This window comes from Enterobacter sp. IF2SW-B1 (genome assembly GCF_001743375.1).
Classification (GTDB): domain Bacteria; phylum Pseudomonadota; class Gammaproteobacteria; order Enterobacterales; family Enterobacteriaceae; genus Enterobacter; species Enterobacter bugandensis.
Map to the genome: position 1 here is coordinate 152,258 of NZ_MJAA01000002.1, position 22,662 is coordinate 174,919.

A 22,662-nucleotide genomic window follows, 5' to 3' on the forward strand; every position below is an offset into this window, starting at 1 on the left:
GTGAATCCCTCAAAGCAGTTTAAAGAGATCCAAAGCGGTCTCTGTTGGGACGCCCTGAACAAAGCATTCCACCCCGGCCGCTTTCAGGCCGTTGAACGCAGCGATATCGTTCGCGTCGACAGAGACCGTTTTGGCAATTTGCTGTTTGCCACTGGCGTAGTGCATGTTTCCGACATTGATACGGGTGATGGGCACGCCGCCTTCAACCAGCTTCAGAAAATCGGCGGGTGATTTGCAGACCAGCAGGATTTTCTGGCGGTCAGCGGCGCGGTGAATATTGTCGATCACTTTTTGCAGCGACCAGAAACGCACGGCGATCCCTTCCGCGAGCACCATTTCCATCAGGTTTTGTTGAACCGGATCGTCTGCAACCTCGTCATTTGCCACCAGCACCAGGTTTGCCCCCGCAAACCCCACCCACTGCACGCCCACCTGTCCGTGGATCAGGCGTTCATCAATGCGGCATAAGACAATGTTTGGCATAGCGTTTTCCTCTTTTTAATTATGCGTGTGGAGTCGTTACGCCTTCGCAGGCGGCATGGTACTGCTGGAGTATGTCCTGAATGTGGTCAATGATGAGTTCCCGCGGCGTTGACTTGAGAGCGCCCTCGCGAACTTTGCTGTACTGCAACGGCAAATACTGGCTGATAAGCGGCAGCGGAATGGGTTCGTCTGCCAGATTGCGCACCAGTCGTTCAAAGGCATCGTCAATCTGGCTGTCCGGCCAGTAATAGCGTACGCGGTCGGAGTAGCTGTAGCCGCGGGCCAGGCGTCGGGCGTTGCCGTCACCGTGATAGTGGCTTTGCCAGTATTCCGGGCGATCGAGCATCACGTTTTCCAGAACGTGACGCAGGCCCGAGCTGGCTTTCGCCGGGAGCAGTTCTTCTTCAATGGCGGCCAGTGAGAACAGCGCTTCACGCAGGGCAAAGGTCAGGGCAGGGCCGACTTTTAAAATAGCGAAGTGATCGTTCACCAGCTGGCGCAGCGCCTGTTGCGTCTGGTAATCGGTGGAGTGTGCTTCAAATACCAGCGTGTCATAGGCTTCAACCATCTTGCTCAGCGCGACGGCTTTATGTGGCTGATAGTCACAAACGTGCGCATGGTCGAACTCAACGCCGGGCTGAACCACCAGGCCAATAATGCGCGGCCAGATGTCGCTTAACCCTTCCTTCTCGAATGCGTGGCGGTGTGCCTCAAGCGTGGCGCGCGCCGCCTCTGGCGTCGTGACCTCAAGCTCGGTCAGCGTTTCGTGCGCGCCGCCGGGAACCGGAACTTCCGTGCCGATAACGTAGACCAGATCGGCTACACCAAATTGCTCAAGACAGGTTGTTTCGGCAATTTTTGCCAGACGCGCGGCGCGCCCGGCAACGATCGCATCGGTTAAAGGAACCGGATCGTCTTCGCAGGACATGCTGCAATCGAGGTGAATTTTTTTAAATCCGGCTGCCACGTAGTGCCTGATCAGATCCTCGGCGTTCGCCATCGCCTGCAAAGCCGGCAGGTTTTGCCAGCGGTTGGGCCCTAAATGATCGCCGCCGAGGATCAACTGTGACGTCGGGAAACCAAGCGAGTCCGCCAACTGGCAGACAAACCCGTGAAAATCAGCGGGCGTCATGCCGGTATAGCCGCCAAACTGATCCACCTGGTTTGAGGTGGCTTCAATCAGCAGTGGCGTTTGGCGTGAATGGGCGTAACGAATGGCAGCTTCAAGTACCAGTGGATGTGCGGAACAGACGGCATAAATCCCGTTTGCATTCCCCCGTTTATGTTGTTCCACCATTTCTGTCAGATGTTTCACTTTCCTCTCCATTTCGGATGGTAATGATTTTTATCTTTCGTTTTGTTTCATTTAATCCTGCATTATGGCGGTGTAAAAATAAAACGAAAGATAATGGTTTTCCGATCTGTTTCACAAAAGAAACACAATGAAAGGTTTCAGCTGTTCACAGGCTTGCGTATGTCCTCCAGACAGCGCTTGCATTCGCTAAAAAGAAAGGCGTTAATAGACAAAACGAAATGAAATGAAAGTTTATTGATTAAGGATCTCGTATGAGCAGCAGCGATTCATCCGCAGAGAAGCGCATCACCGGCACCAGTGAAAGGCGGGAGCAGATCATTCAGCGGTTGCGGGCGCAGGGAAGCGTGCAGGTTAACGATCTTTCACATCTGTACGGCGTATCGACGGTGACGATCCGTAACGATCTGGCGTTTCTGGAAAAGCAGGGCATCGCCGTTCGTGCCTACGGCGGGGCGCTGATCTGCGAAGGGAATGCGCCTGGCATCGAGCCTTCCGTTGAGGATAAAAGCTCGCTCAATACGGCGGTGAAGCGCAGCATCGCTCAGGCCGCCGCCGCGCTGGTGAAGCCGGGGCACCGCATTATTCTGGATTCCGGCACCACGACTTTTGAGATCGCTCGTATGCTGCGCCAGCACACGGATGTCATTGCGATGACTAACGGGATGAACGTGGCGAATGCGTTGCTGGAAGCAGAAGGGGTAGAGCTGCTGATGACCGGCGGGCACTTGCGGCGTCAGTCGCAGTCCTTCTACGGCGACCAGGCGGAACAGTCCTTACAGAATTATCACTTTGATCTGCTGTTCCTGGGCGTCGACGCTATCGATCTCGATCGCGGTGTGAGCACGCACAACGAGGATGAAGCACGCCTGAACCGCAAAATGTGCGAGGTGGCAGAGCGTATTATTGTCGTGACCGACTCCAGCAAGTTTAACCGCTCAAGCCTGCATAAAATCATTGATACGCAAAGGATTGATATGATTATCGTTGATGAAGGCATTCCGGCGGAGAGTCTGGAAGGATTACGGAAAAGCGGGATTGAGGTGGTGTTGGTTTAAGGTTTTTTACCCTCTCCCCTATGGGGAGAGGGAAGGCTGAGGGGCCATCACGTCACCGGTGCCGGGTTAAACACCGCCAGCTGGTTATGCAATCCCCACTGGTCCGAGAAAGTTTTCTTCCTCCCGCTCGCTACGTCCAGAATAAAATGAAACAGTTTCCAGCCCACGTCCTCAATACTCTCTTCCCCGGTGGCGATGGTGCCCGCGTTGATATCCATTAAGTCATACCAGCGGTTTGCCAGCTCGGTGCGCGTCGCCATCTTGATCACCGGGACCGCCATCAGCCCGTACGGCGTGCCGCGCCCGGTGGTAAAGACCTGCACTGTAATACCGGAGGCCACCTGCTGGGTGCCGCACACAAAATCGCTGGCAGGTGTTGCCGCATAAATAAGGCCGCGCCTGGTTGGCCGCTGGCCTGGAGAGAGCACTTCCACAATCGCGCTCTGGCCGGATTTGGCAATCGAACCGAGGGCTTTTTCCACCACGTTTGCCAGGCCGCCTTTCTTGTTGCCCGGCGAAGGGTTGGCGCTGCGGTCGGTTTTGCCCATATCGAGATAGTTATCGTACCAGGCCATCTCCTCCAGCAGGCGTTTGCCCACCTCTTCGTTGACTGCGCGCGGCGTCAGCAGATGGATGGCGTCACGCACTTCGGTTACCTCGGAGAACATCACCGTGGCGCCGCAGCGAACCAGCAGATCGGACGCATAGCCCACTGCCGGGTTGGCCGTCACGCCGGAAAACGCATCGCTGCCGCCGCATTGTGTTCCCACCACCAGTTCCGACGCCGGACACGTTTCGCGCTGGCGGCGGTTGAGTTTGTCCAGATGATGCTCTGCTACCTGCAAAATATCGTCGACCATTGAACGAAAACCAACGTGGCGCTCGTCCTGCAGGCGCACGATACTGGCCCCGTCAGCCGGGATGGCTTTGACATCTTCGGTGCCCTGAAGCAGGCGCTCTGGCTGCAATTTTTCACAGCCGAGACCGATTACCATCACCTCGCCGCCAAAGTTCGGATTCAGGGCGATATTGTGGATAGTACGGATCGGCACGACCGCCGCAGGCGCGTTGATCGCTACGCCGCAGCCGTACAGGTGGTTAAGACCCACCACGCCGTCGACGTTCGGGTACTTTGGCAGCAGATCGCGTTCAATGATTTTCACCACGTAATCCACCACGCCCGCCACGCAGTGCACGCTGGTGGTAATGCCGAGCAGGTTTTTGGTGCCGACGCTACCGTCCGCATTGCGGTAGCCTTCAAAGGTATAGCCCTCCAGCGGCGGCAAAGCTTCAGGAACGCGGGTCGCTAGCGGAAGCGTATTTAGCGGCGGTGCTTCTGGCAGCGCCACCAGCGACTCCTCAATCCAGCTACCCTGCGGGATAGCGCTTACCGCATAGCCGATGACTTCGCCGTAGCGTACGATTTCACCGTGGGCAGGAATATCGACCAACGCGACCTTGTGCCCCTGCGGAATATGCTCAATCAGCTCCAGCCCGTCCGGGAAGCGGGTGCCTGCTTTTAAGCCATTGTCGTTGACAATAATCGCCACGTTATCCGTATCGTGAACCTTAATATAAAACGCCGTCGGGGGTGCCTCTCTAATTACAATATCGGTCATTATTCACTCTTCTCCGGCAAAGTTTCAGCTATGAAAAATAACTCGTTGGATAATCGTTTTCTTAACGTAGAAATAAAGCATGTCAGGAGAAGAAAAGTGAAAATGTGATCGCGATCGTTTCAGGCGGACTAATCCTTGATTCTGTGCATTAGCGCCCACTGCTTTGTGCATATGCTCAAAATAGCGTTGAGATGTAGCGCAATACTTGAGCATCAAAACAATGTGCTGACGTGTAGAGCCGATTATACTGAATGACGATTTTATAACGCCACCATTCAGTCAGAGAAATAAATATAAAGAATCTGTTCTGGAATAAATATTACTGGCTAAAACTGCGGAATTAAAAAAGGGTTAAGTGATGAATAACGATATCTTCCCGAATAAGTTTAAAGCTGCCCTCGCGGCGCACCAGATTCAGATTGGCTGTTGGTCCGCGCTGGCAAACCCTATCAGCACCGAAGTGTTAGGCCTGGCCGGATTCGACTGGCTGGTGCTGGACGGCGAACACGCGCCGAACGATATCAGCACCTTTATTCCGCAGCTGATGGCGCTGAAAGGTAGCCCCAGCACTCCGGTGGTACGCGTGCCAACGAACGAGCCGGTGATTATCAAGCGTCTGCTGGATATCGGTTTCTACAATTTCCTGATCCCGTTTGTGGAAACGGAAGAACAGGCGGCGCTGGCCGTGGCCTCAACGCGCTATCCGCCGGAAGGGATCCGCGGCGTCTCGGTATCGCACCGCGCCAACATGTTTGGCACCGTGCCGGACTATTTCGTCCAGTCCAATAGCAACATCACTATTCTGGTTCAGATTGAAAGCCAGCAGGGCGTTGATAACGTCGATGCGATTGCAGCCACAGACGGCGTGGACGGTATCTTCGTCGGTCCAAGCGATCTGGCTGCGGCGTTTGGGCATCTGGGCAACGCCAGCCACCCGGACGTACAGCGCGCAATCCAGCACATCTTTGCCCGCGCCAAAGCGCACGGCAAACCGTGCGGCATTCTGGCGCCGGTTGAAGCCGATGCCCGCCGCTACCTGGAGTGGGGAGCCACGTTCGTTGCCGTCGGCAGCGACCTCGGCGTGTTCCGCTCAGCGACGCAGAAATTAGCGGACGCTTTTAAAAAATAACCATCATTGAGGAAACAGATTATGACGCTGAAAGTGGGTTTTATTGGTCTTGGGATCATGGGTAAACCAATGAGTAAGAACCTGATTAAAGCGGGTTACTCACTGGTGGTATCCGATCACAATCCACAGTCTGTGGCTGAGGTGATGGCGGCGGGCGCGGAAACAGCTACTACCCCTAAAGCCATTGCTGAGCAGTGCGATGTCATCATCACCATGCTGCCAAATTCCCCTCACGTCAAAGAGGTCGCGCTTGGGGAGAACGGCATCATCGAGGGTGCGAAGCCGGGCCTGGTGCTGATTGATATGAGCTCTATTGCCCCGCTCGCGAGCCGTGAAATCAGCGAGGCGTTAAAAGCGAAGGGCGTAGAGATGCTGGATGCGCCCGTCAGCGGCGGCGAGCCGAAAGCCATCGACGGTACCCTGTCGGTGATGGTGGGCGGCGATAAGGCCGTGTTCGACAAATACTATGACCTGATGAAAGCGATGGCAGGCTCCGTAGTGCATACCGGAGACATTGGCGCGGGCAACGTTACCAAGCTCGCGAACCAGGTGATTGTGGCGCTGAACATTGCCGCCATGTCTGAAGCGCTGACGCTGGCAACGAAGGCGGGCGTCAATCCGGACCTGGTCTATCAGGCAATCCGTGGCGGTCTGGCGGGCAGTACGGTGCTGGATGCCAAAGCGCCGATGGTGATGGATCGTAATTTCAAACCCGGTTTCCGCATTGATCTGCACATCAAAGATCTGGCGAACGCGCTGGATACGTCTCACGGCGTGGGTGCACAGCTGCCGCTGACCGCTGCGGTTATGGAGATGATGCAGGCGCTGCGTGCGGATGGCCTGGACACGGCCGATCACAGCGCGATTGCGTGCTACTACGAAAAACTGGCGAAGGTGGAAGTGGCGCGTTAATAGCATCTTGCCCGCACCTGAGGGTGACAGCGGCGCGCAAACCCTCTATACTGCGCGCCGAAGCTGACCAGACAGTCGCCGCTTCGTCGTCGTCCCTTTCGGGGGAGACGGGCGGAGGGGAGGAAAGTCCGGGCTCCATAGGGCAGGGTGCCAGGTAACGCCTGGGGGGGAAACCCACGACCAGTGCAACAGAGAGCAAACCGCCGATGGCCCGCGCAAGCGGGATCAGGTAAGGGTGAAAGGGTGCGGTAAGAGCGCACCGCGCGGCTGGTAACAGTCCGTGGCACGGTAAACTCCACCCGGAGCAAGGCCAAATAGGGGTTCACATGGTACGGCCCGTACTGAACCCGGGTAGGCTGCTTGAGCCAGTGAGCGATTGCTGGCCTAGATGAATGACTGTCCACGACAGAACCCGGCTTATCGGTCAGCTTCAACTTCTTCCAGAACCCCGCTTCGGCGGGGTTTTTGCTTTTAGGGTTTCGTAGCCCAGGTATGCGCATCGCTACCCGGCAACTCGCACAAACGACATCAATTCTCATATTTGCGACATTAAGCACATTTCACTGCATGACCCTTTCAGGCATCGCTATGCCTACCGCAAACGATCACTATCACAAAATTTCACCCTAAAAAATGGTGAATTTACAGTATTGTTAATTTGTTGCGAATGTTAACTGAACGATCGCAAATATTTTCTTATTTGATATAAACATATTGAAATTAAAAACATTCAGGCTATGAATGTGTGACGTATTCCACTGTTTATAAAAAGCTGTCCAAAAATCCTCTGCAAAATTTGATAATTTGAAAGAATGTTTAAAAGGAATAACGGTTATTTATTGGTCTTTAATTGTCTGAAAGTTCGTCTTTATTGATTTATTTAACGCAGAGAAATTTATCAAGGTTATCGCCATAAAATAAATTTATTACTGCTGATTTTATTGATCGATATCAGCGTAATGGTGTGCTTTTAATTTTATATGGCATTGATTATAAAGTATTTTTTAGGTTCTTGTTGTGCCCGTAAAATGCGCGGGGAAGCAAATTGTGAGTAACAGCACATACCCCCTGAAACATTATTGGGTAGAATCCGCTGCGTCATAGGGAAATAAGCGCAGAATATTATGAATACTATTATTCTACCGAAAACTCAGCACCTCGTGGTATTTCAGGAAGTCATTAAAAGTGGCTCCATAGGTTCTGCCGCAAGACAACTAGGCCTGACGCAACCCGCCGTCAGCAAAATCATCAGCGACATCGAATCCTACTTCGGGGTGGAAGTGATGGTGCGTAAAAACACCGGCGTAAAACTTACTGCCGCTGGTCAGGTGCTGCTGTCATACGCTGAGTCGATCACCCGCGAAATGAAAAACATGGTGAGCGAAATCAACAGCCTCAGTTTCAGTACCGTCATGGACGTCTCCTTTGGCTATCCGTCGCTGATTGGCTTCACCTTCCTGCCTGAGATGATCAAAAAATTCAGGGAAGTGTTCCCGAAAGCGCGCGTCTCCATGTATGAAGCGCAGCTCTCTTCATTCCTGCCCGCCATTCGCGACGGTCGGCTGGATTTTGCCATCGGCACGCTGAGCGACGGAATGTTGCTTCAGGACCTTCACGTTGAGCCACTGTTTGAATCCGAGTTTGTGCTGGTGGCGAGTAAATCACGAACGTGCACCGGCCCGACCAGACTGGCATCACTTACGCATGAGCAGTGGGTGATGCCGCAAACCGATATGGGCTACTACAACGAACTCCTGACCACCCTGCAAGACAACCGCATCAGCATTGAAAACATCGTCCAGACCGATTCCGTCGTCACTATCTATAACCTTGTCCTGAATGCTGATTACCTGACGGTGATCCCCCGCGACATGATTGCGCCGTTCGGCTCAGACCAGTTTATTGTGCTGCCCGTGGAAGATGAATTACCCGTGGCGCGCTATGCCGCCGTGTGGTCGAAAAATTACAGTATTAAAAAATCGGCGTCAGTATTAGTTGAACTGGCAAAACAATATTCGTCGATGGATATCGATAAACGACGATAGAAATAATTAAGTTTTAAAACACCCGGAGCGACGCTTTTTAACGCTCTGATCCCCTGACTTTGCCTGAAAAGAATGAATTATTATAACGAGGATATTATGCACATTACCTACGATCTCCCGGTGACCATTGAAGATATTCAGGACGCCAGAAAACGCCTGGCGGGAAAAATTTATAAAACCGGCATGCCGCGCTCAAATTATCTCAGCGAACGCTGTAAGGGTGAGATATTCCTGAAATTTGAAAATATGCAGCGTACCGGTTCGTTTAAAATACGCGGGGCGTTTAATAAGTTAAGTTCGCTGACGGATGCAGAAAAACGCAAAGGGGTGGTGGCCTGCTCCGCAGGTAATCACGCTCAGGGGGTGTCGCTCTCCTGCGCCATGCTCGGTATCGACGGCAAAGTGGTGATGCCGATGGGCGCGCCAAAATCCAAGGTCGCCGCTACCCGCGACTACTCCGCCGAAGTGGTGCTGCACGGCGAGAACTTCAACGACACCATAGCTAAGGTGAGCGAAATCGTCGAGATGGAGGGGCGCATATTTATTCCGCCTTATGACGATGCGAAAGTCATTGCCGGGCAGGGCACCATCGGCCTCGAAATTCTCGAAGATCTTTACGACGTGGATAATGTGATTGTTCCTATCGGCGGCGGCGGCTTAATTGCCGGTATTGCAACGGCAATTAAATCCATCAACCCGACAATTAATATTATCGGCGTACAGTCTGAAAACGTTCACGGCATGGCGGCTTCCTGGCAGGCCGGAGAAATAACCAACCATCGCGTTACCGGCACATTAGCCGACGGCTGCGACGTGTCTCGTCCGGGTAAATTAACCTTCGAAATTGTTCGTGAACTGGTCGATGACATTGTGCTGGTGAGTGAAGACGATATTCGCAACAGCATGGTTGCCCTTATTCAGCGAAATAAAGTGGTGACGGAAGGAGCGGGCGCGCTGGCCTGCGCGGCGTTATTAAGCGGCAAGCTTGACCCCTATATTCAGGGCCGTAAAACCGTCTGCATTATTTCCGGCGGCAATATCGATCTCTCCCGTGTTTCCCAAATTACCGGCTTCGTTGACGCATAAAGGTGACCTATGAGCAACACAGAAAGCATTATCGTTGGCCAGACAAAAACGTCCTCCTGGCGTAAGTCTGACACTACATGGACGCTCGGCCTGTTTGGTACCGCCATTGGCGCAGGCGTGCTGTTCTTCCCCATTCGCGCAGGCTTTGGCGGACTGATCCCCATCCTGCTGATGCTGGTACTTGCCTTCCCGATTGCGTTTTACTGCCACCGCGCGCTGGCGCGCCTCTGTTTGTCCGGCAGCAACGTCTCCGGCAACATCACCGAAACGGTGGAAGAGCACTTCGGGAAAACCGGTGGGGTGGTGATCACCTTCCTCTACTTCTTCGCCATTTGCCCGCTGCTGTGGATTTACGGCGTCACCATTACTAACACCTTTATGACCTTCTGGGAAAACCAGCTCCAGATGCCTGCGCTGAACCGCGGCGTGGTGGCGCTGTTCCTGCTGCTGCTGATGGCCTTTGTGATCTGGTTCGGGAAAGACCTGATGGTGAAGGTGATGAGCTACCTGGTGTTCCCGTTCATTGCCAGCCTGGTGCTGATTTCCCTGTCGCTGATCCCGTACTGGAACTCGGCGGTAATCGACCAGGTCAACCTGAGCGATATCGCCTTTACCGGTCATGACGGCATTCTGGTCACGGTGTGGCTGGGGATCTCCATCATGGTCTTCTCCTTTAACTTCTCGCCCATCGTCTCCTCGTTCGTGGTCTCCAAACGCGAAGAGTACGAGCCGGAGTTCGGGAAAGCATTCACCGAGCAGAAATGTTCCAAAATCATCGGTCGCGCCAGCCTGCTGATGGTGGCGGTGGTGATGTTCTTCGCCTTTAGCTGCCTGTTTACGCTCTCTCCGCAGAACATGGCGGATGCCAAAGCGCAGAACATTCCGGTGCTCTCTTACCTGGCGAACCACTTTGCCTCGATGTCGGGCAGTAAATCCACGTTCGCCACGGTGCTGGAATACGGCGCCTCCATCATCGCGCTGGTCGCTATCTTTAAATCCTTCTTCGGCCACTACCTGGGCACGCTGGAGGGGCTGAACGGCCTGATCCTCAAGTTCGGCTACAAGGGCGATAAGAAGAACGTCTCCGTCGGCAAGCTGAACACCATCAGCATGATTTTCATCATGGGCTCCACCTGGATTGTGGCCTACGCCAACCCGAACATTCTCGACCTTATCGAAGCCATGGGGGCGCCAATTATCGCCTCTCTGCTGTGTCTGCTGCCGATGTACGCCATTCGTAAAGCGCCCGCGCTGGCGAAATACAAAGGCCGGACCGAGAACATCTTCGTGACCGTCGTCGGCCTGCTGACCATTCTGAATATCGTTTACAAACTGTTTTAAGCCAAAGCTCAGGAAGAGCGGAGTAACACATGACTGAATTTCCGGTAGTACTGGTTATTAACTGCGGATCGTCCTCCGTTAAGTTTTCGGTGCTGGACGCAGCAGGCTGCGATGCCCTGCTGACGGGCATTGCGGATGGTATCAACACTGAAAAAGCCTTTATTTCCGTGAACGGGGGTGAGCCAGTCAGACTGGCTCACCAGGACTACGAAGGGGCGCTGGCCGCCATCGCCCTCGAGCTGGAGAAACGCGACCTGATGAGCAGCGTGGCCCTGATTGGCCACCGCATCGCTCACGGCGGCGATCTCTTCAGCGAGTCGACCCTCATCACGGAAGAGGTCATTGAGCAGATCCGCCTGGTTTCCCCGCTGGCGCCGCTGCATAACTACGCCAACCTGAGCGGCGTGGAAGCCGCAGAGCGCCTGTTCCCCGGCGTGCAGCAGGTGGCGGTATTTGACACCAGCTTCCACCAGACCATGGCGCCGCAGGCGTATCTGTACGGTCTGCCGTACCGCTATTTTGAAGAGCTGGGCGTGCGCCGCTACGGTTTCCACGGCACCTCTCACCGCTACGTGTCCGGGCAGGCGCACGCGCTCCTCGGGCTGTCCCCCGAGGACAGCGGCCTGGTGATTGCCCATCTCGGCAACGGGGCGTCCATCTGCGCGGTGCGCAACGGTGAAAGCGTCGATACCTCGATGGGGATGACGCCGCTGGAAGGGCTGGTGATGGGCACGCGCTGCGGCGACGTGGACTTCGGCGCAATGGCGTGGATTGCCCAGCAGACCGGTCAGTCGTTCGAGGATCTGGAGCGCGTGGTCAACAAAGAGTCCGGGTTGCTTGGCATCTCCGGTATCTCCTCCGATTTACGTGCGCTGGAGAAAGCCTGGCATGACGGCAATGACCGGGCGCAGCTGGCGATAAAGACCTTTATCCACCGCATAGCGCGGCATATCGCCGGTCACGCCGCGTCTCTGCACCGTCTGGATGGCGTGATCTTCACTGGCGGCATCGGTGAAAACTCCACGCTGATCCGCGCGCTGGTGGCGGAACACCTGGAGGTGTTTGGCATCGCGCTCGACGAGGCGAAAAACGCTCTGCCGGGCAGCGCGGGTGCGCGCGTCATCTCCACCGAGTCGTCCCGCGTGACCTGCGCGGTTATCCCTACCAACGAAGAAAAAATGATCGCGCTGGACGCCCTCCGTCTTGGGAAGGTTGCCCCGGCCGCGGCTTACGCCTGATAAAGCGAGAATCACATGAAAGTAACAATCGATACGGGCGTCGCGCCCTACAGCGACGCATGGGCCGGGTTTCGCGGTGAAGAATGGAAAAACGCCGTTAACGTCCGCGATTTTATTCAGCATAACTACACCCCTTATGAAGGCGATGAAGCTTTCCTCGCGCAGGCGACGCCAGCAACGACGGCGCTGTGGCAGAAGGTGATGGTCGGCATTCGCCAGGAGAATGCCACCCACGCTCCGGTGGATTTCGACACCAACATTGCCACCACCATTACCGCCCACGGACCGGGCTATATCGACCAGGATCTTGAGACGATCGTCGGCCTGCAAACCGACAAGCCGCTCAAGCGCGCCCTGCATCCGTACGGCGGGATCAACATGATCCGCAGCTCGTTCGAAGCCTACGGGCGGGAAATGGATCCGCAGTTCGAATACCTGTTTACCGACCTGCGTAAAACCCACAACCAGGGCGTGTTTGACGTTTACTCCCCGGAGATGATGCGCTGCCGTAAATCTGGCGTGCTGACCGGTCTGCCGGACGGCTACGGGCGCGGGCGCATTATCGGCGACTACCGCCGCGTGGCGCTGTACGGCATCAGCTATCTGGTGCGCGAGCGTGAACTCCAGTTCGCCGATCTGCAGGGCAGGCTGGAGCGCGGTGAAGATCTGGAGGCGACGATCCGCCTGCGCGAGGAACTGGCGGAGCATAAGCGTGCGTTGCTGCAGATCCAGCAGATGGCGGCGAACTATGGCTTTGATATTTCACGTCCGGCGATGAACGCGCAGGAAGCGGTGCAGTGGGTCTACTTTGCCTACCTTGCCGCAGTGAAATCCCAGAACGGCGGGGCGATGTCGCTGGGGCGTACGGCCTCGTTCCTTGATATCTACATTGAACGCGACATGCAGGCGGGGCGGCTGAACGAGGTGCAGGCCCAGGAGCTGATCGACCACTTCATCATGAAGATCCGCATGGTGCGCTTCCTGCGCACGCCGGAGTTCGACACGCTCTTCTCCGGCGATCCGATCTGGGCCACGGAAGTGATCGGCGGCATGGGGCTGGATGGCCGTACGCTGGTGACCAAAAACAGCTTCCGCTACCTGCATACCCTGCACACCATGGGGCCCGCGCCGGAGCCGAACCTGACGATCCTCTGGTCTGAACAGCTGCCGATCGCGTTTAAGAAATACGCCGCGCAGGTGTCGATCGTCACCTCGTCGCTGCAGTATGAGAACGACGATCTTATGCGCGCCGACTTCAACAGCGACGACTACGCCATTGCCTGCTGCGTCAGCCCGATGGTGATCGGCAAGCAGATGCAGTTTTTTGGCGCACGCGCCAACCTCGCTAAAACGCTGCTGTACGCGATCAACGGCGGGGTGGACGAGAAGCTGAAGATCCAGGTCGGCCCGAAAACCGAGCCGCTGCTGGATGAGGTGCTGGATTACGACACCGTGATGGCGAGCCTCGACCACTTTATGGACTGGCTGGCGGTGCAGTACATCAGCGCGCTGAATCTCATTCACTACATGCATGATAAGTACAGTTACGAAGCCTCGCTGATGGCGCTGCACGATCGTGACGTCTATCGCACCATGGCCTGCGGCATTGCCGGGCTGTCGGTGGCGGCGGATTCCCTGTCGGCGATTAAGTACGCCACGGTGAAACCAGTGCGCGACCACACCGGCCTGGCGGTGGACTTCGTCATCGAAGGGGACTATCCGCAGTACGGCAATAATGACGATCGCGTGGACAGCATCGCCTGCGACCTGGTGGAGCGATTTATGAAGAAGATCCAGGCGCTGCCGACGTATCGCAACGCGGTGCCGACTCAGTCGATCCTGACTATCACCTCCAACGTGGTCTACGGCCAGAAAACGGGCAACACGCCGGACGGACGCCGCGGCGGCACGCCGTTTGCGCCTGGCGCCAACCCGATGCACGGTCGCGACAGGAAAGGGGCGGTGGCTTCGCTAACGTCGGTCGCCAAGCTGCCGTTTACCTACGCGAAAGACGGGATCTCCTATACCTTCTCCATTGTGCCGCAGGCGCTGGGCAAGGATGAACTGGTGCGCAAAACCAACCTGGTGGGGTTGCTGGATGGGTACTTCCATCACGAAGCGTCTATTGAGGGCGGGCAGCACCTGAACGTCAACGTCATGAACCGGGAGATGCTGCTGGATGCCATTGCCCATCCGGAGAACTACCCGAACCTGACAATTCGCGTATCCGGCTATGCAGTACGGTTTAACGCTCTGACGCGCGAGCAGCAGCAGGACGTGATTTCGCGGACGTTTACGCAGGCGATTTGACGCAGGCCAAATAATCCGCCCCCTTCAGATAAGGGGGCTTTTTTGTCTGCTAAAAATCATGCAGATGTTCGTTCATTCCATGCATCAGAAAATTGAATATTGCCATCGCAGTAAGTCCAGATTGCTTTTTCGTATCTCAACTGAATGGATTCAAGATGGCCCGTACCGGGACAGTTACGTGTATCGTTAACAATAGGGGAGATTGATACGACCTTTACACCTTCCAGTTCAGTTCTGAAGTATTCAACTTCCCTTCCCGCATCGTTAATTCGATAATATCTTATCTCAACTTTTTTTAGGTTTTGCCCTGTAGCCACAGCCTTATAAAGATACGGAGATGAACTATCTATCTCCTTCTCGAACAAGAAAGGGGCATGTTTGCGCGTTCCGGTTAATCTCCCGGAAAGAGGATCTGTTGGAATACTTAAATTATGGGTTAACCCTCTAATTTCAACACTCCCTTCCCGATCCTGTACATCACTTGAACCCTTAATAAGTGAGCCGCCATCGTCAAAAAACCAAATATGAACCGGTACAGCCATAAATCATGCTCCTTTCGAAAATCAGTGGTGGATCCATGTGCCTGCTTTTACCGCCTCAGCAAACATTCTTACGGTTAATGGCTTCGATATTTGTTTAACGGGTTCTTGCGTAAACCATTTTCTGAAAAACCAGGTTTGAGTCCAGGGGAAATAGTTTTGCGTGGGCACATTGATAAGATACTTTTTCTCAAACTTCTCAATGACATAAACGATATCATCCAGATCGGTGTAATCCTGTAAAACATCGTCTAACTCGAGCGGGATCCTCTTGCCCGTAAATGTTCCCTGTTCTGGTAAATTTTCCCTGAAGAACTTCAAAACATCATTTTCACTATTCATATTCACCAAATCCGATCTTTAGGGTGAGCAATCGTATTATATCGTGAGAGTGTTTTGTAACTTATCGTTGCAAGATCAGCAGCAAGTATGGTTATCCCCAATGCAGGGATCCATCGACCAATGAATGCACCTAAGTTTTTGGTATACATTGGTTTTCGGTATTTAAAGCTTGCGAGGGTAATCGTAGGTAATCGGTGTGGTAGCTGTACATTCAGAAGATCACGAAGATACTTAGAAGCCACGGAAGTACCTATAGTAGCCGTTTCTGGCTTTGTTCTGGTCTCAAGTATAGGTAAACCAAGGATCATAGTAGCCATCATTACTGCATCTTTTAATCCACCGAACTGTTCATCGGTAGTATCAAGGAAAATCCAAAAAAATAACTCAGACGCCGAGATATTACATACACCTTTATAGAAGTATGTTCCATTGAGCTCTTCAACGGTATCCATATCATAGCCATAATAATAGAGTGGTTTCAGTGATGCTATCGTATAAAAATTTGAAGGCATAAAGTAGAACAATCATCTTTATAAATTCCTAAAAAAGATTCATTTCTTAAATATATTGATTCTGTGAAATGCGTCACTTTTAGAATTTCTTACCAAACATCATTAAAAATGAGGCGTTTTTTTCTCTAAATTCAGGAAGGCCGCATAAAGATTGTGACTTTTTTCTCCCGCGCTACGGATATGATCTTCCCATACCAACAACACACACCTGCACTCTCTGAATCGCAATCGCTGGCGATCGGAACCTTATAAAAACAATTGTTTACCCTACAGAATAAGCGAGTGCCCAATGAATATGGCAACAAACAGCAGTGTGATTGTGAGTGATTCCCCTGCGGCAAGGCGGGCGGGAATGAGCGAAAGCGAATGGCGAGAGGCGATCAAATTCGACAGCACCGACACGGGCTGGGTCATCATGAGTATCGGGATGGCTATCGGCGCGGGTATCGTTTTTCTTCCTGTGCAGGTTGGATTAATGGGGTTGTGGGTCTTTTTGCTCTCCTCGATTATTGGCTATCCGGCCATGTACCTCTTCCAGCGATTATTTATTAATACGCTGGCGGAATCCCCGGAATGCAAAGACTACCCGAGCGTGATTAGCGGTTATTTAGGTAAAAACTGGGGCATTTTATTAGGTGCACTTTATTTCGTGATGCTGGTCATCTGGATGTTTGTTTATTCCACGGCTATCACCAACGACAGCGCATCCTATTTGCACACCTTCGGCGTCACCGAGGGGGTGCTGTCGGAAAATCCCTTCTACGGCTTATTCCTGATCTGCATTCTGGTCGCCATCTCTTCGCGCGGTGAAAAGCTGCTGTTTAAAGTCTCCAGCCTGATGGTGCTAACCAAATTATTTGTGGTGGCGGCGCTGGGGCTTTCGATGATCGGCCTCTGGCATTTAGCCAACGTCGGTATGCTGCCTCCGATGGGGCTGCTGATTAAAAACGCCATTATTACGCTGCCTTTCACCTTAACCTCCATTCTGTTTATCCAGACATTAAGTCCGATGGTGATTTCCTATCGTTCGCGGGAAAAATCCGTTGAGGTGGCGCGTCATAAGGCGCTGCGGGCGATGAATATCGCCTTTGGCATACTGTTTGTCACGGTCTTCTTCTACGCCGTCTCTTTCACCCTGGCGATGGGGCACGACGAGGCGGTAAAAGCCTACGAGCAGAATATTTCCGCCCTGGCAATCGCGGCGCAGTTTATCAGCGGCGACGGCGCGGGCTGGGTCAAAATCGTCAGCGTAATCCTGAATATATTTGCCGTTATGACCGCCTTCTTCGGGGTCTATCTCGGCTTTCGTGAAGCGACGCAGGGCATCGTGATGAATATCCTGCGCCGCAAAATGCCGGCTGAACGTATTAATGAAAGCACCGTCCAGCGCGGGATCATGCTGTTCGCTATCCTGCTGGCCTGGAGCGCGATCGTGTTAAACGCGCCGGTACTGAGCTTCACCTCTATCTGTAGCCCCATCTTCGGCATGGTGGGCTGCCTGATCCCTGCGTGGCTGGTCTACAAGGTACCGGCGCTGCATAAATATAAGGGCGTATCGCTGGTGATTATTGTCATCACCGGGCTGCTGCTTTGTGTTTCTCCTTTCCTCGCATTTTCCTGAGGGCAAATAAGGTCGTAACGATGTCTGAGCAAACTCATCCTTTATGGAATCAATTTATTCGCGTAGTGCAGGAAGAAGTTAAGCCTGCGCTGGGATGCACCGAGCCCGTTTCTCTGGCCCTTGCCTGTGCGATTGCCGCAGAGCAACTGCCTGGCGACGTCACGAAGATTGAGGCGTGGGTATCGCCGAATCTGATGAAGAACGGGCTTGGCGTAACGGTGCCGGGCACCGGCATGGTCGGGTTGCCCATTGCGGCGGCGCTGGGTGCCATCGGTGGCAATGCGCAGGCGGGGCTGGAGGTGCTGAAAGATGTCACCGCCGATGCGCTGGCGCGGGCCAAAGCAATGCTTAACGCCGGTCTGGTGCAGGTGAAATTGCAGGAGCCGTGCGATGAGATCCTCTATTCACGTGCCTGCGTCTACGCCGGTGAGGCCTCGGCCATGGTGACCATTGCGGGCGGACATACCCGCGTGGTGGAGGTGGTTTGTCAGGGCGAAACGCGCTTCAGTCTTGACGAGCGGCAGGCCGAGGTAAGTAACGATCCGCTGGCGGTACTGTCAAACACCACGCTCTCGCAGATCCTGGAGTTTGTCGAACAGGTTCCGTTCGAGGCGATCCGCTTTATCCTGGATGCAGGGCAACTGAACGACGCGCTCTCTCGTGAAGGGCTTAGCGGGAAGTGGGGGCTACACATTGGCACCACCCTCAATAAGCAGCGCGCACGCGGATGGATGGCGCAGGATCTGGGTTCAGACATCGTTATCCGCACCAGCGCGGCCTCGGATGCCCGCATGGGCGGCGCGACGCTGCCGGCGATGAGCAACTCGGGCTCCGGGAATCAGGGAATTACAGCCACCATGCCGGTTGTCGTGGTCGCTGAACATGTTCAGGCCGATGACGAACGGCTGGCGCGGGCGCTGATGCTCTCGCACCTGTCGGCTATCTACATCCATTACCAGCTTCCGCGTTTGTCCGCGCTGTGTGCGGCGACAACGGCCGGTATGGGGGCCGCCGCAGGGATGGCGTGGCTGATGGGCGGAAGCTATCAGACGATAGCAATGGCCATCGGCAGTATGATCGGTGACGTCAGCGGGATGATCTGCGACGGGGCGTCTAACAGCTGCGCCATGAAAGTCTCGACCAGCGTCACCAGCGCCTGGAAAGCCGTGATGATGGCGCTGGATGAGTCGGGCGTGACGGGCAACGAGGGGATTGTAGCGCACGACGTGGAGCAGTCGATCGCGAACCTGTGCGCGCTGGCGTGCCGCTCAATGCAGGCAACGGACCGGCAGATTATTGAGATTATGGCGAGTAAGGTGTAGCGATTGGCATTCGTCCCTCTTCCCAAGGGGAGAGGGACCGATCGAGCAACTCTTACACCGGCAAATCAATCAGCAGCGCGCGCAGCGGCGTATCTGCCACCAGGGTGATATTCGCTTCGTCACGAATAAACGCCCCGTCGCCGCAGGTGAGCGCTTCTTTCTCTTCCGCGTGCGTTACCGCATGCACCGTACCGTGAATGGACTGCAAATAGGCGCGCGGGCCGTGCAGCTGGAAGCTTGCCTGTTCACCTTTTTTCAGTTCGATATGGTGCAGCCATACCTGCTGTCGCAGCTGCAAGCTGTCCTTGCTGCCGTCAGGCGAGGCAATCAGCTGCTGTTTATCGCCCTTCAGATCTATTTTCTGCACCAGCGGGTTTTCTCGCTCAGGGCAGGCGTCGAGCCACAGCTGCATGCGCGTCAGCGTTTTGTCTTTGCTGAGGTTATGCTCGCTGTAGCTGATGCCCGGCTGCGTGGAAATTAACAACGCTTCGCCAGCCTTTGCCTGGACATGATTGCCCTCGCTATCGCGGTATTCTGCCTCGCCTTCCAGGATCAGGTTCAGGATATCGACTTTCGGATACGTACGCGGCTGGAAGGAGGCGCCCGGGGCGAGCACTTCCTGGTTCAACACGCGCAGTGAAGCGTAACCGAGGAGTTTAGGGTCAAAGTAGTGTCCAAAGGAAAAGGTGTAGCGGGCCTGCAGCCAACCGAAATCGGCTTGTCCGCACTGTTTCGCTGTTCTTGTCGTAATCATAAACTTGACCTCTCTTTACACTAAAACAATGGTAAAGGTATGGACGCTGCATTGTTAGCCAGATATTCTGCCTGGTATGTTCAAATTTCCTGAATGAGAACGAGATGGCTAAAGAGAGAGCATTGACGCTTGAGGCGCTTCGCGTCATGGACGCGATTGACCGGCGCGGCAGCTTTGCCGCGGCGGCAGATGAACTGGGGCGCGTTCCGTCTGCGCTAAGCTACACCATGCAAAAACTGGAGGAAGAGCTGGACGTCGTGCTCTTCGATCGCTCCGGTCATCGAACAAAATTCACCAACGTGGGGCGGATGCTGCTGGAGCGAGGTCGCGTGCTGCTGGAAGCGGCGGACAAGCTCACCACGGACGCCGAAGCGCTGGCGCGAGGCTGGGAAACCCACCTGACGTTAGTCACCGAAGCGCTGGTGCCGACCGAAGCGCTGTTCCCGCTGGTAGACCGCCTGGCGGCGAAGGCCAATACGCAGCTGTCGATCATCACCGAGGTGCTGGCCGGGGCGTGGGAGCGTCTGGAGACGGGCAGGGCGGATATCGTCATTGCGCCTGACATGCATTTCCGCTCATCGTCAGAAATCAACTCGCGCAAGCTCTACAGCGTCATGAACGTCTACGTCGCCGCGCCGGATCACCCGATTCACCAGGAGCCGGAGCCGCTCTCTGAAGTGACGCGCGTGAAGTACCGCGGCGTGGCGGTGGCGGATACCGCGCGCGAGCGTCCGGTGCTGACGGTTCAGCTGCTGGATAAACAGCCGCGTCTGACGGTCACGTCACTGGAAAACAAGCGGCAGGCGCTGCTGGCCGGTTTGGGCGTGGCGACGATGCCCTACCCGTTTGTCGAAAAAGATATTGCGGAAGGGCGACTGAGGGTGGTGAGCCCGGAGTACACCAGCGAAGTGGACATTATTATGGCGTGGCGCCGCGACAGCATGGGCGAAGCCAAATCGTGGTGCCTGCGCGAAATTCCAAAGCTCTTTGCGCATCACAACAAATAAGCGAGCAGGCCCGGTAAGCGTAAGCGCCACCGGGCAGTAATCTACGCGCCGATCTTAGGATCCGGACCAAAGCGGTTTTCGCCCGGCGTCCCGCTCTGACAGTTGAAAATTAAAATCACGATCCAGCCGACAAGCGGGATTAACAGCAACAGCAGCCACCACGCCGAACGATCGGTGTCGTGGAGACGACGAAACAGCACGGCCCATGAAGGCAGCAAAACCAGCAAGCCATAAATCGTAGTGAGTACGCCTTCACCGCCGGCGCGCTCCCAGCCGAGGATTTTATCCACGATGCCCAGCACCATAATCAGGACGAAGTTCACCAGAACGAACATCCAGTACTCTTTGCGGCGGGCGCGGCCACCAAATCCAACGTAGTTGCGCAGTACTTTTAAATACCAGTCCATTTTCCTTGCCTCTTAATCAGTCAATCACTTGTTTTCTAAGCGATCGAGGTAAGGATAGATGTATGCTGTGAATTAAAAAAGGGAATCAATTGATTCCCTAAATAATTATCCGAAACGCACGTCGCGCCCGTGCGGTTCATCCAGATCCTGCCACGGGCCAATGGAGATGATGCCCGTCGGGTTGATGGTCTTGTGGCTGCGGAAATAGTGAGTGCGAATATGGTCAAAATCGACCGTCTCCGCGATCCCCGGCATCTGGTAGATGTCTCGCAGGAAACCATACAGGTTCAGGTAGTCGCTGATGCGGTGTTTATCGCACTTAAAGTGGGTGACATAGACCGGGTCAAAGCGAACCAGTGTGGTCCACAGGCGAATGTCCGCTTCCGTCAGGCGATCGCCCGTCAGGTAGCGATGCTGGCCCAGGATCTGCTCCAGGCGCTCCAGCGATTCAAACACCTTTCCGACCGCTTCGTCATAGGCTTCCTGGCTGGTGGCGAAACCGGCCTTATAGACACCGTTGTTGACGTTGTCGTAAATCCAGCTGTTCAGCTCGTCAATCTTATCGCGCAGTTCAACCGGGTAGTAATCCCCGGCGCGGGCGCCGTGCGCATCAAACGCGGTATTGAACATGCGGATGATTTCCGCGGACTCATTGCTGACGATCGTCTGGTTTTTCTTGTCCCACAGCACCGGCACGGTCACGCGTCCGGTGTAGTGCGGATCGGCGCGCAGATAGAGCTGGTAGAGGAAATCGTGGTGATACAGGTCATCACCGGTCGCGGCGGGGAAATCACTGTCGAACGTCCAGCCGTTTTCCAGCATCAATGGGTTCACCACCGAAACCGGAATCAAAGATTCGAGCCCTTTAAGCTTGCGCACGATCAGCGTGCGGTGCGCCCACGGGCAGGCAAGGGAAACGTACAGATGATAACGATCTTTCTCAGTCGCGAAGCCCCCTTCGCCACTCGGGCCGGGTGCGCCGTCGGCGGTCAGCCAGTTACGGAAGGCCGAAACAGAGCGCTTAAAGCGTCCACCGGTGGATTTGGTGTCATACCAGACATCCTGCCAGACGCCGTCTACGAGTTGTCCCATTTTTTACTCCTCCGTCAGATAGCAAAAGCGAGGAGATGTCTCCTCGCTTTGTGTTTATTCAGTATAGCGTGCTTACCATTTCTTATTCAGAACGCGGTCGATGCTGTATGCGCCTGGACCGGTGATCGCCAGCAGCAGGAAGCCACCCGCGATGGTCAGGTTTTTCATAAACATCAGTGAGTTCACGCCTTCAGCAAAGTTGCTGTGGAACAGGAACGCGGTCAGCAGGGTGAAGCCTGCGGTAAACAGCGCTGTGGTGCGGGTCAGGAAGCCGAACAGAACCGCCAGGCCGCCGCCAAACTCAAGCAGAATGGTCAGTGGCAACAGGAACCCCGGAACGCCCATGGCTTCCATATACTGCTGGGTACCCGCATAACCGGTAATTTTGCCCCAACCTGCCACGATAAACAGAATTGGCATCAGAATACGCGCGACCAGTACACCAACATCTTCTAATTTTTTCATTTTACTCTCCAGGAAACCACATAAGCGGCTGAACATTATTTGTCTGCAATTCCGCGTAGATACCGCGG

General features: G+C 54.6%; 21 protein-coding genes and 1 other RNA gene. 12 read left to right on the forward strand and 10 right to left on the reverse strand.

What is annotated here, in order from left to right:
• Nucleotides 1-9 precede the first annotated feature (9 nt).
• The gene (gene agaV, locus A6013_RS05075) at nucleotides 10-483 is read right to left on the reverse strand and encodes a PTS N-acetylgalactosamine transporter subunit IIB (RefSeq protein ID WP_028014524.1); all 474 of its coding nucleotides are present in this window, start codon (nucleotides 481-483) and stop codon (nucleotides 10-12) included.
• Between the two features lie 19 nt (nucleotides 484-502).
• Entirely contained in the window at nucleotides 503-1,810 is a 1,308-nt protein-coding gene (kbaZ, locus tag A6013_RS05080) for a tagatose-bisphosphate aldolase subunit KbaZ (RefSeq protein WP_069732655.1), read from the reverse strand.
• Nucleotides 1,811-2,049: 239 nt separating this feature from the next.
• Between kbaZ and A6013_RS05085 the strand changes: the two genes are divergently transcribed.
• On the forward strand, nucleotides 2,050-2,853 hold the full coding sequence (locus A6013_RS05085; protein WP_048999518.1) for a DeoR family transcriptional regulator: 804 nt from the start codon (nucleotides 2,050-2,052) through the stop codon (nucleotides 2,851-2,853).
• Nucleotides 2,854-2,900: 47 nt separating this feature from the next.
• On the opposite strand, the gene garD is transcribed toward A6013_RS05085, so the two are convergent.
• Nucleotides 2,901-4,472 (reverse strand): galactarate dehydratase, encoded by a 1,572-nt coding sequence (garD, locus tag A6013_RS05090; RefSeq protein ID WP_045260095.1) that lies wholly within the window; start codon nucleotides 4,470-4,472, stop codon nucleotides 2,901-2,903.
• A gap of 358 nt (nucleotides 4,473-4,830) precedes the next feature.
• On the opposite strand from garD, the gene garL reads away from it, so the two are divergent.
• From garL to pflB, 8 genes are all read left to right on the forward strand, one after another.
• Nucleotides 4,831-5,601, forward strand: coding sequence for a 2-dehydro-3-deoxyglucarate aldolase (gene garL, locus A6013_RS05095; protein WP_069732656.1), 771 nt, complete (start codon nucleotides 4,831-4,833; stop codon nucleotides 5,599-5,601).
• 21 nt (nucleotides 5,602-5,622) lie between these two features.
• Entirely contained in the window at nucleotides 5,623-6,513 is an 891-nt protein-coding gene (garR, locus tag A6013_RS05100; protein WP_069732657.1) for a 2-hydroxy-3-oxopropionate reductase, read from the forward strand.
• Nucleotides 6,514-6,572: 59 nt separating this feature from the next.
• Nucleotides 6,573-6,949, forward strand: an RNA gene (gene rnpB / locus A6013_RS05105) — RNase P RNA component class A.
• A gap of 688 nt (nucleotides 6,950-7,637) precedes the next feature.
• Nucleotides 7,638-8,558: a transcriptional regulator TdcA gene (tdcA, locus tag A6013_RS05110; protein ID WP_069732658.1), complete on the forward strand. Its 921-nt coding sequence runs from the start codon at nucleotides 7,638-7,640 to the stop codon at nucleotides 8,556-8,558.
• Between the two features lie 96 nt (nucleotides 8,559-8,654).
• Nucleotides 8,655-9,644 carry a bifunctional threonine ammonia-lyase/L-serine ammonia-lyase TdcB gene (gene tdcB / locus A6013_RS05115; RefSeq protein WP_069732811.1) on the forward strand — a complete coding sequence of 330 codons (990 nt, stop codon included), beginning with the start codon at nucleotides 8,655-8,657 and terminating at the stop codon, nucleotides 9,642-9,644.
• 9 nt (nucleotides 9,645-9,653) lie between these two features.
• Nucleotides 9,654-10,985 carry a threonine/serine transporter TdcC gene (gene tdcC, locus A6013_RS05120; protein WP_047367071.1) on the forward strand — a complete coding sequence of 444 codons (1,332 nt, stop codon included), beginning with the start codon at nucleotides 9,654-9,656 and terminating at the stop codon, nucleotides 10,983-10,985.
• A gap of 29 nt (nucleotides 10,986-11,014) precedes the next feature.
• On the forward strand, nucleotides 11,015-12,223 hold the full coding sequence (gene tdcD, locus A6013_RS05125; protein WP_069732659.1) for a propionate kinase: 1,209 nt from the start codon (nucleotides 11,015-11,017) through the stop codon (nucleotides 12,221-12,223).
• Between the two features lie 15 nt (nucleotides 12,224-12,238).
• Nucleotides 12,239-14,533: a formate C-acetyltransferase gene (gene pflB / locus A6013_RS05130; protein WP_069732660.1), complete on the forward strand. Its 2,295-nt coding sequence runs from the start codon at nucleotides 12,239-12,241 to the stop codon at nucleotides 14,531-14,533.
• 56 nt (nucleotides 14,534-14,589) lie between these two features.
• Here pflB and A6013_RS25035 read toward each other — a convergent pair whose 3' ends face one another.
• The 3 genes from A6013_RS25035 to A6013_RS05140 are packed head-to-tail and all read right to left on the reverse strand — an operon-like array spanning nucleotide 14,590 to nucleotide 15,866.
• Nucleotides 14,590-15,075 carry a type VI secretion system tube protein TssD gene (locus A6013_RS25035; RefSeq protein WP_048338835.1) on the reverse strand — a complete coding sequence of 162 codons (486 nt, stop codon included), beginning with the start codon at nucleotides 15,073-15,075 and terminating at the stop codon, nucleotides 14,590-14,592.
• Nucleotides 15,076-15,096: 21 nt separating this feature from the next.
• A complete protein-coding gene (locus A6013_RS05135) occupies nucleotides 15,097-15,414 on the reverse strand; it encodes a DUF1493 family protein (RefSeq protein WP_045260103.1) in 318 nt (105 codons plus the stop codon).
• A gap of 2 nt (nucleotides 15,415-15,416) precedes the next feature.
• Nucleotides 15,417-15,866, reverse strand: coding sequence for an STM2901 family protein (locus A6013_RS05140; RefSeq protein ID WP_045260104.1), 450 nt, complete (start codon nucleotides 15,864-15,866; stop codon nucleotides 15,417-15,419).
• 349 nt (nucleotides 15,867-16,215) lie between these two features.
• Between A6013_RS05140 and A6013_RS05145 the strand changes: the two genes are divergently transcribed.
• Both A6013_RS05145 and A6013_RS05150 read left to right on the forward strand, forming a co-directional pair.
• Nucleotides 16,216-17,547: an amino acid permease gene (locus tag A6013_RS05145; RefSeq protein ID WP_069732661.1), complete on the forward strand. Its 1,332-nt coding sequence runs from the start codon at nucleotides 16,216-16,218 to the stop codon at nucleotides 17,545-17,547.
• Nucleotides 17,548-17,567: 20 nt separating this feature from the next.
• Nucleotides 17,568-18,869, forward strand: coding sequence for a serine dehydratase subunit alpha family protein (locus A6013_RS05150; RefSeq protein WP_069732662.1), 1,302 nt, complete (start codon nucleotides 17,568-17,570; stop codon nucleotides 18,867-18,869).
• A 52-nt stretch (nucleotides 18,870-18,921) separates the two neighbouring features.
• Here the strand turns inward: A6013_RS05150 and A6013_RS05155 are convergent, their stop codons facing one another.
• Entirely contained in the window at nucleotides 18,922-19,623 is a 702-nt protein-coding gene (locus A6013_RS05155; protein WP_028014512.1) for a pirin family protein, read from the reverse strand.
• 104 nt (nucleotides 19,624-19,727) lie between these two features.
• On the opposite strand from A6013_RS05155, the gene yhaJ reads away from it, so the two are divergent.
• Nucleotides 19,728-20,630 (forward strand): DNA-binding transcriptional regulator YhaJ, encoded by a 903-nt coding sequence (gene yhaJ / locus A6013_RS05160; RefSeq protein WP_041907956.1) that lies wholly within the window; start codon nucleotides 19,728-19,730, stop codon nucleotides 20,628-20,630.
• A gap of 41 nt (nucleotides 20,631-20,671) precedes the next feature.
• Here yhaJ and A6013_RS05165 read toward each other — a convergent pair whose 3' ends face one another.
• The 3 genes from A6013_RS05165 to A6013_RS05175 all read right to left on the reverse strand — a co-directional run bounded on the left by A6013_RS05165 (nucleotide 20,672) and on the right by A6013_RS05175 (nucleotide 22,594).
• A complete protein-coding gene (locus tag A6013_RS05165; RefSeq protein ID WP_028014511.1) occupies nucleotides 20,672-21,037 on the reverse strand; it encodes a DUF805 domain-containing protein in 366 nt (121 codons plus the stop codon).
• 105 nt (nucleotides 21,038-21,142) lie between these two features.
• Complete coding sequence (locus A6013_RS05170) at nucleotides 21,143-22,129, reverse strand: glutathione S-transferase family protein (protein ID WP_069732663.1); 987 nt, start codon at nucleotides 22,127-22,129, stop codon at nucleotides 21,143-21,145.
• 72 nt (nucleotides 22,130-22,201) lie between these two features.
• Entirely contained in the window at nucleotides 22,202-22,594 is a 393-nt protein-coding gene (locus A6013_RS05175) for a DoxX family protein (RefSeq protein ID WP_042716298.1), read from the reverse strand.
• Between the last annotated feature and the right edge of the window lie 68 nt (nucleotides 22,595-22,662).

Excerpts from the sequence above, each read along its gene's own strand:
- tdcC (WP_047367071.1), top strand. The coding sequence starts at position 9,654 with ATGAGCAACACAGAAAGCATTATCGTTGGCCAGACAAAAACGTCCTCC.
- pflB (WP_069732660.1), top strand. The coding sequence starts at position 12,239 with ATGAAAGTAACAATCGATACGGGCGTCGCGCCCTACAGCGACGCATGG.
- garR (WP_069732657.1), top strand. The coding sequence starts at position 5,623 with ATGACGCTGAAAGTGGGTTTTATTGGTCTTGGGATCATGGGTAAACCA.
- A6013_RS05170 (WP_069732663.1), bottom strand. The coding sequence starts at position 22,129 with ATGGGACAACTCGTAGACGGCGTCTGGCAGGATGTCTGGTATGACACC.
- agaV (WP_028014524.1), bottom strand. The coding sequence starts at position 483 with ATGCCAAACATTGTCTTATGCCGCATTGATGAACGCCTGATCCACGGA.
- A6013_RS25035 (WP_048338835.1), bottom strand. The coding sequence starts at position 15,075 with ATGGCTGTACCGGTTCATATTTGGTTTTTTGACGATGGCGGCTCACTT.
- tdcD (WP_069732659.1), top strand. The coding sequence starts at position 11,015 with ATGACTGAATTTCCGGTAGTACTGGTTATTAACTGCGGATCGTCCTCC.
- garD (WP_045260095.1), bottom strand. The coding sequence starts at position 4,472 with ATGACCGATATTGTAATTAGAGAGGCACCCCCGACGGCGTTTTATATT.
- garL (WP_069732656.1), top strand. The coding sequence starts at position 4,831 with ATGAATAACGATATCTTCCCGAATAAGTTTAAAGCTGCCCTCGCGGCG.
- tdcB (WP_069732811.1), top strand. The coding sequence starts at position 8,655 with ATGCACATTACCTACGATCTCCCGGTGACCATTGAAGATATTCAGGAC.
- A6013_RS05145 (WP_069732661.1), top strand. The coding sequence starts at position 16,216 with ATGAATATGGCAACAAACAGCAGTGTGATTGTGAGTGATTCCCCTGCG.
- kbaZ (WP_069732655.1), bottom strand. The coding sequence starts at position 1,810 with ATGGAGAGGAAAGTGAAACATCTGACAGAAATGGTGGAACAACATAAA.
- A6013_RS05165 (WP_028014511.1), bottom strand. The coding sequence starts at position 21,037 with ATGGACTGGTATTTAAAAGTACTGCGCAACTACGTTGGATTTGGTGGC.
- yhaJ (WP_041907956.1), top strand. The coding sequence starts at position 19,728 with ATGGCTAAAGAGAGAGCATTGACGCTTGAGGCGCTTCGCGTCATGGAC.
- A6013_RS05135 (WP_045260103.1), bottom strand. The coding sequence starts at position 15,414 with ATGAATAGTGAAAATGATGTTTTGAAGTTCTTCAGGGAAAATTTACCA.
- A6013_RS05150 (WP_069732662.1), top strand. The coding sequence starts at position 17,568 with ATGTCTGAGCAAACTCATCCTTTATGGAATCAATTTATTCGCGTAGTG.
- tdcA (WP_069732658.1), top strand. The coding sequence starts at position 7,638 with ATGAATACTATTATTCTACCGAAAACTCAGCACCTCGTGGTATTTCAG.
- A6013_RS05175 (WP_042716298.1), bottom strand. The coding sequence starts at position 22,594 with ATGAAAAAATTAGAAGATGTTGGTGTACTGGTCGCGCGTATTCTGATG.
- A6013_RS05140 (WP_045260104.1), bottom strand. The coding sequence starts at position 15,866 with ATGGATACCGTTGAAGAGCTCAATGGAACATACTTCTATAAAGGTGTA.
- A6013_RS05085 (WP_048999518.1), top strand. The coding sequence starts at position 2,050 with ATGAGCAGCAGCGATTCATCCGCAGAGAAGCGCATCACCGGCACCAGT.
- A6013_RS05155 (WP_028014512.1), bottom strand. The coding sequence starts at position 19,623 with ATGATTACGACAAGAACAGCGAAACAGTGCGGACAAGCCGATTTCGGT.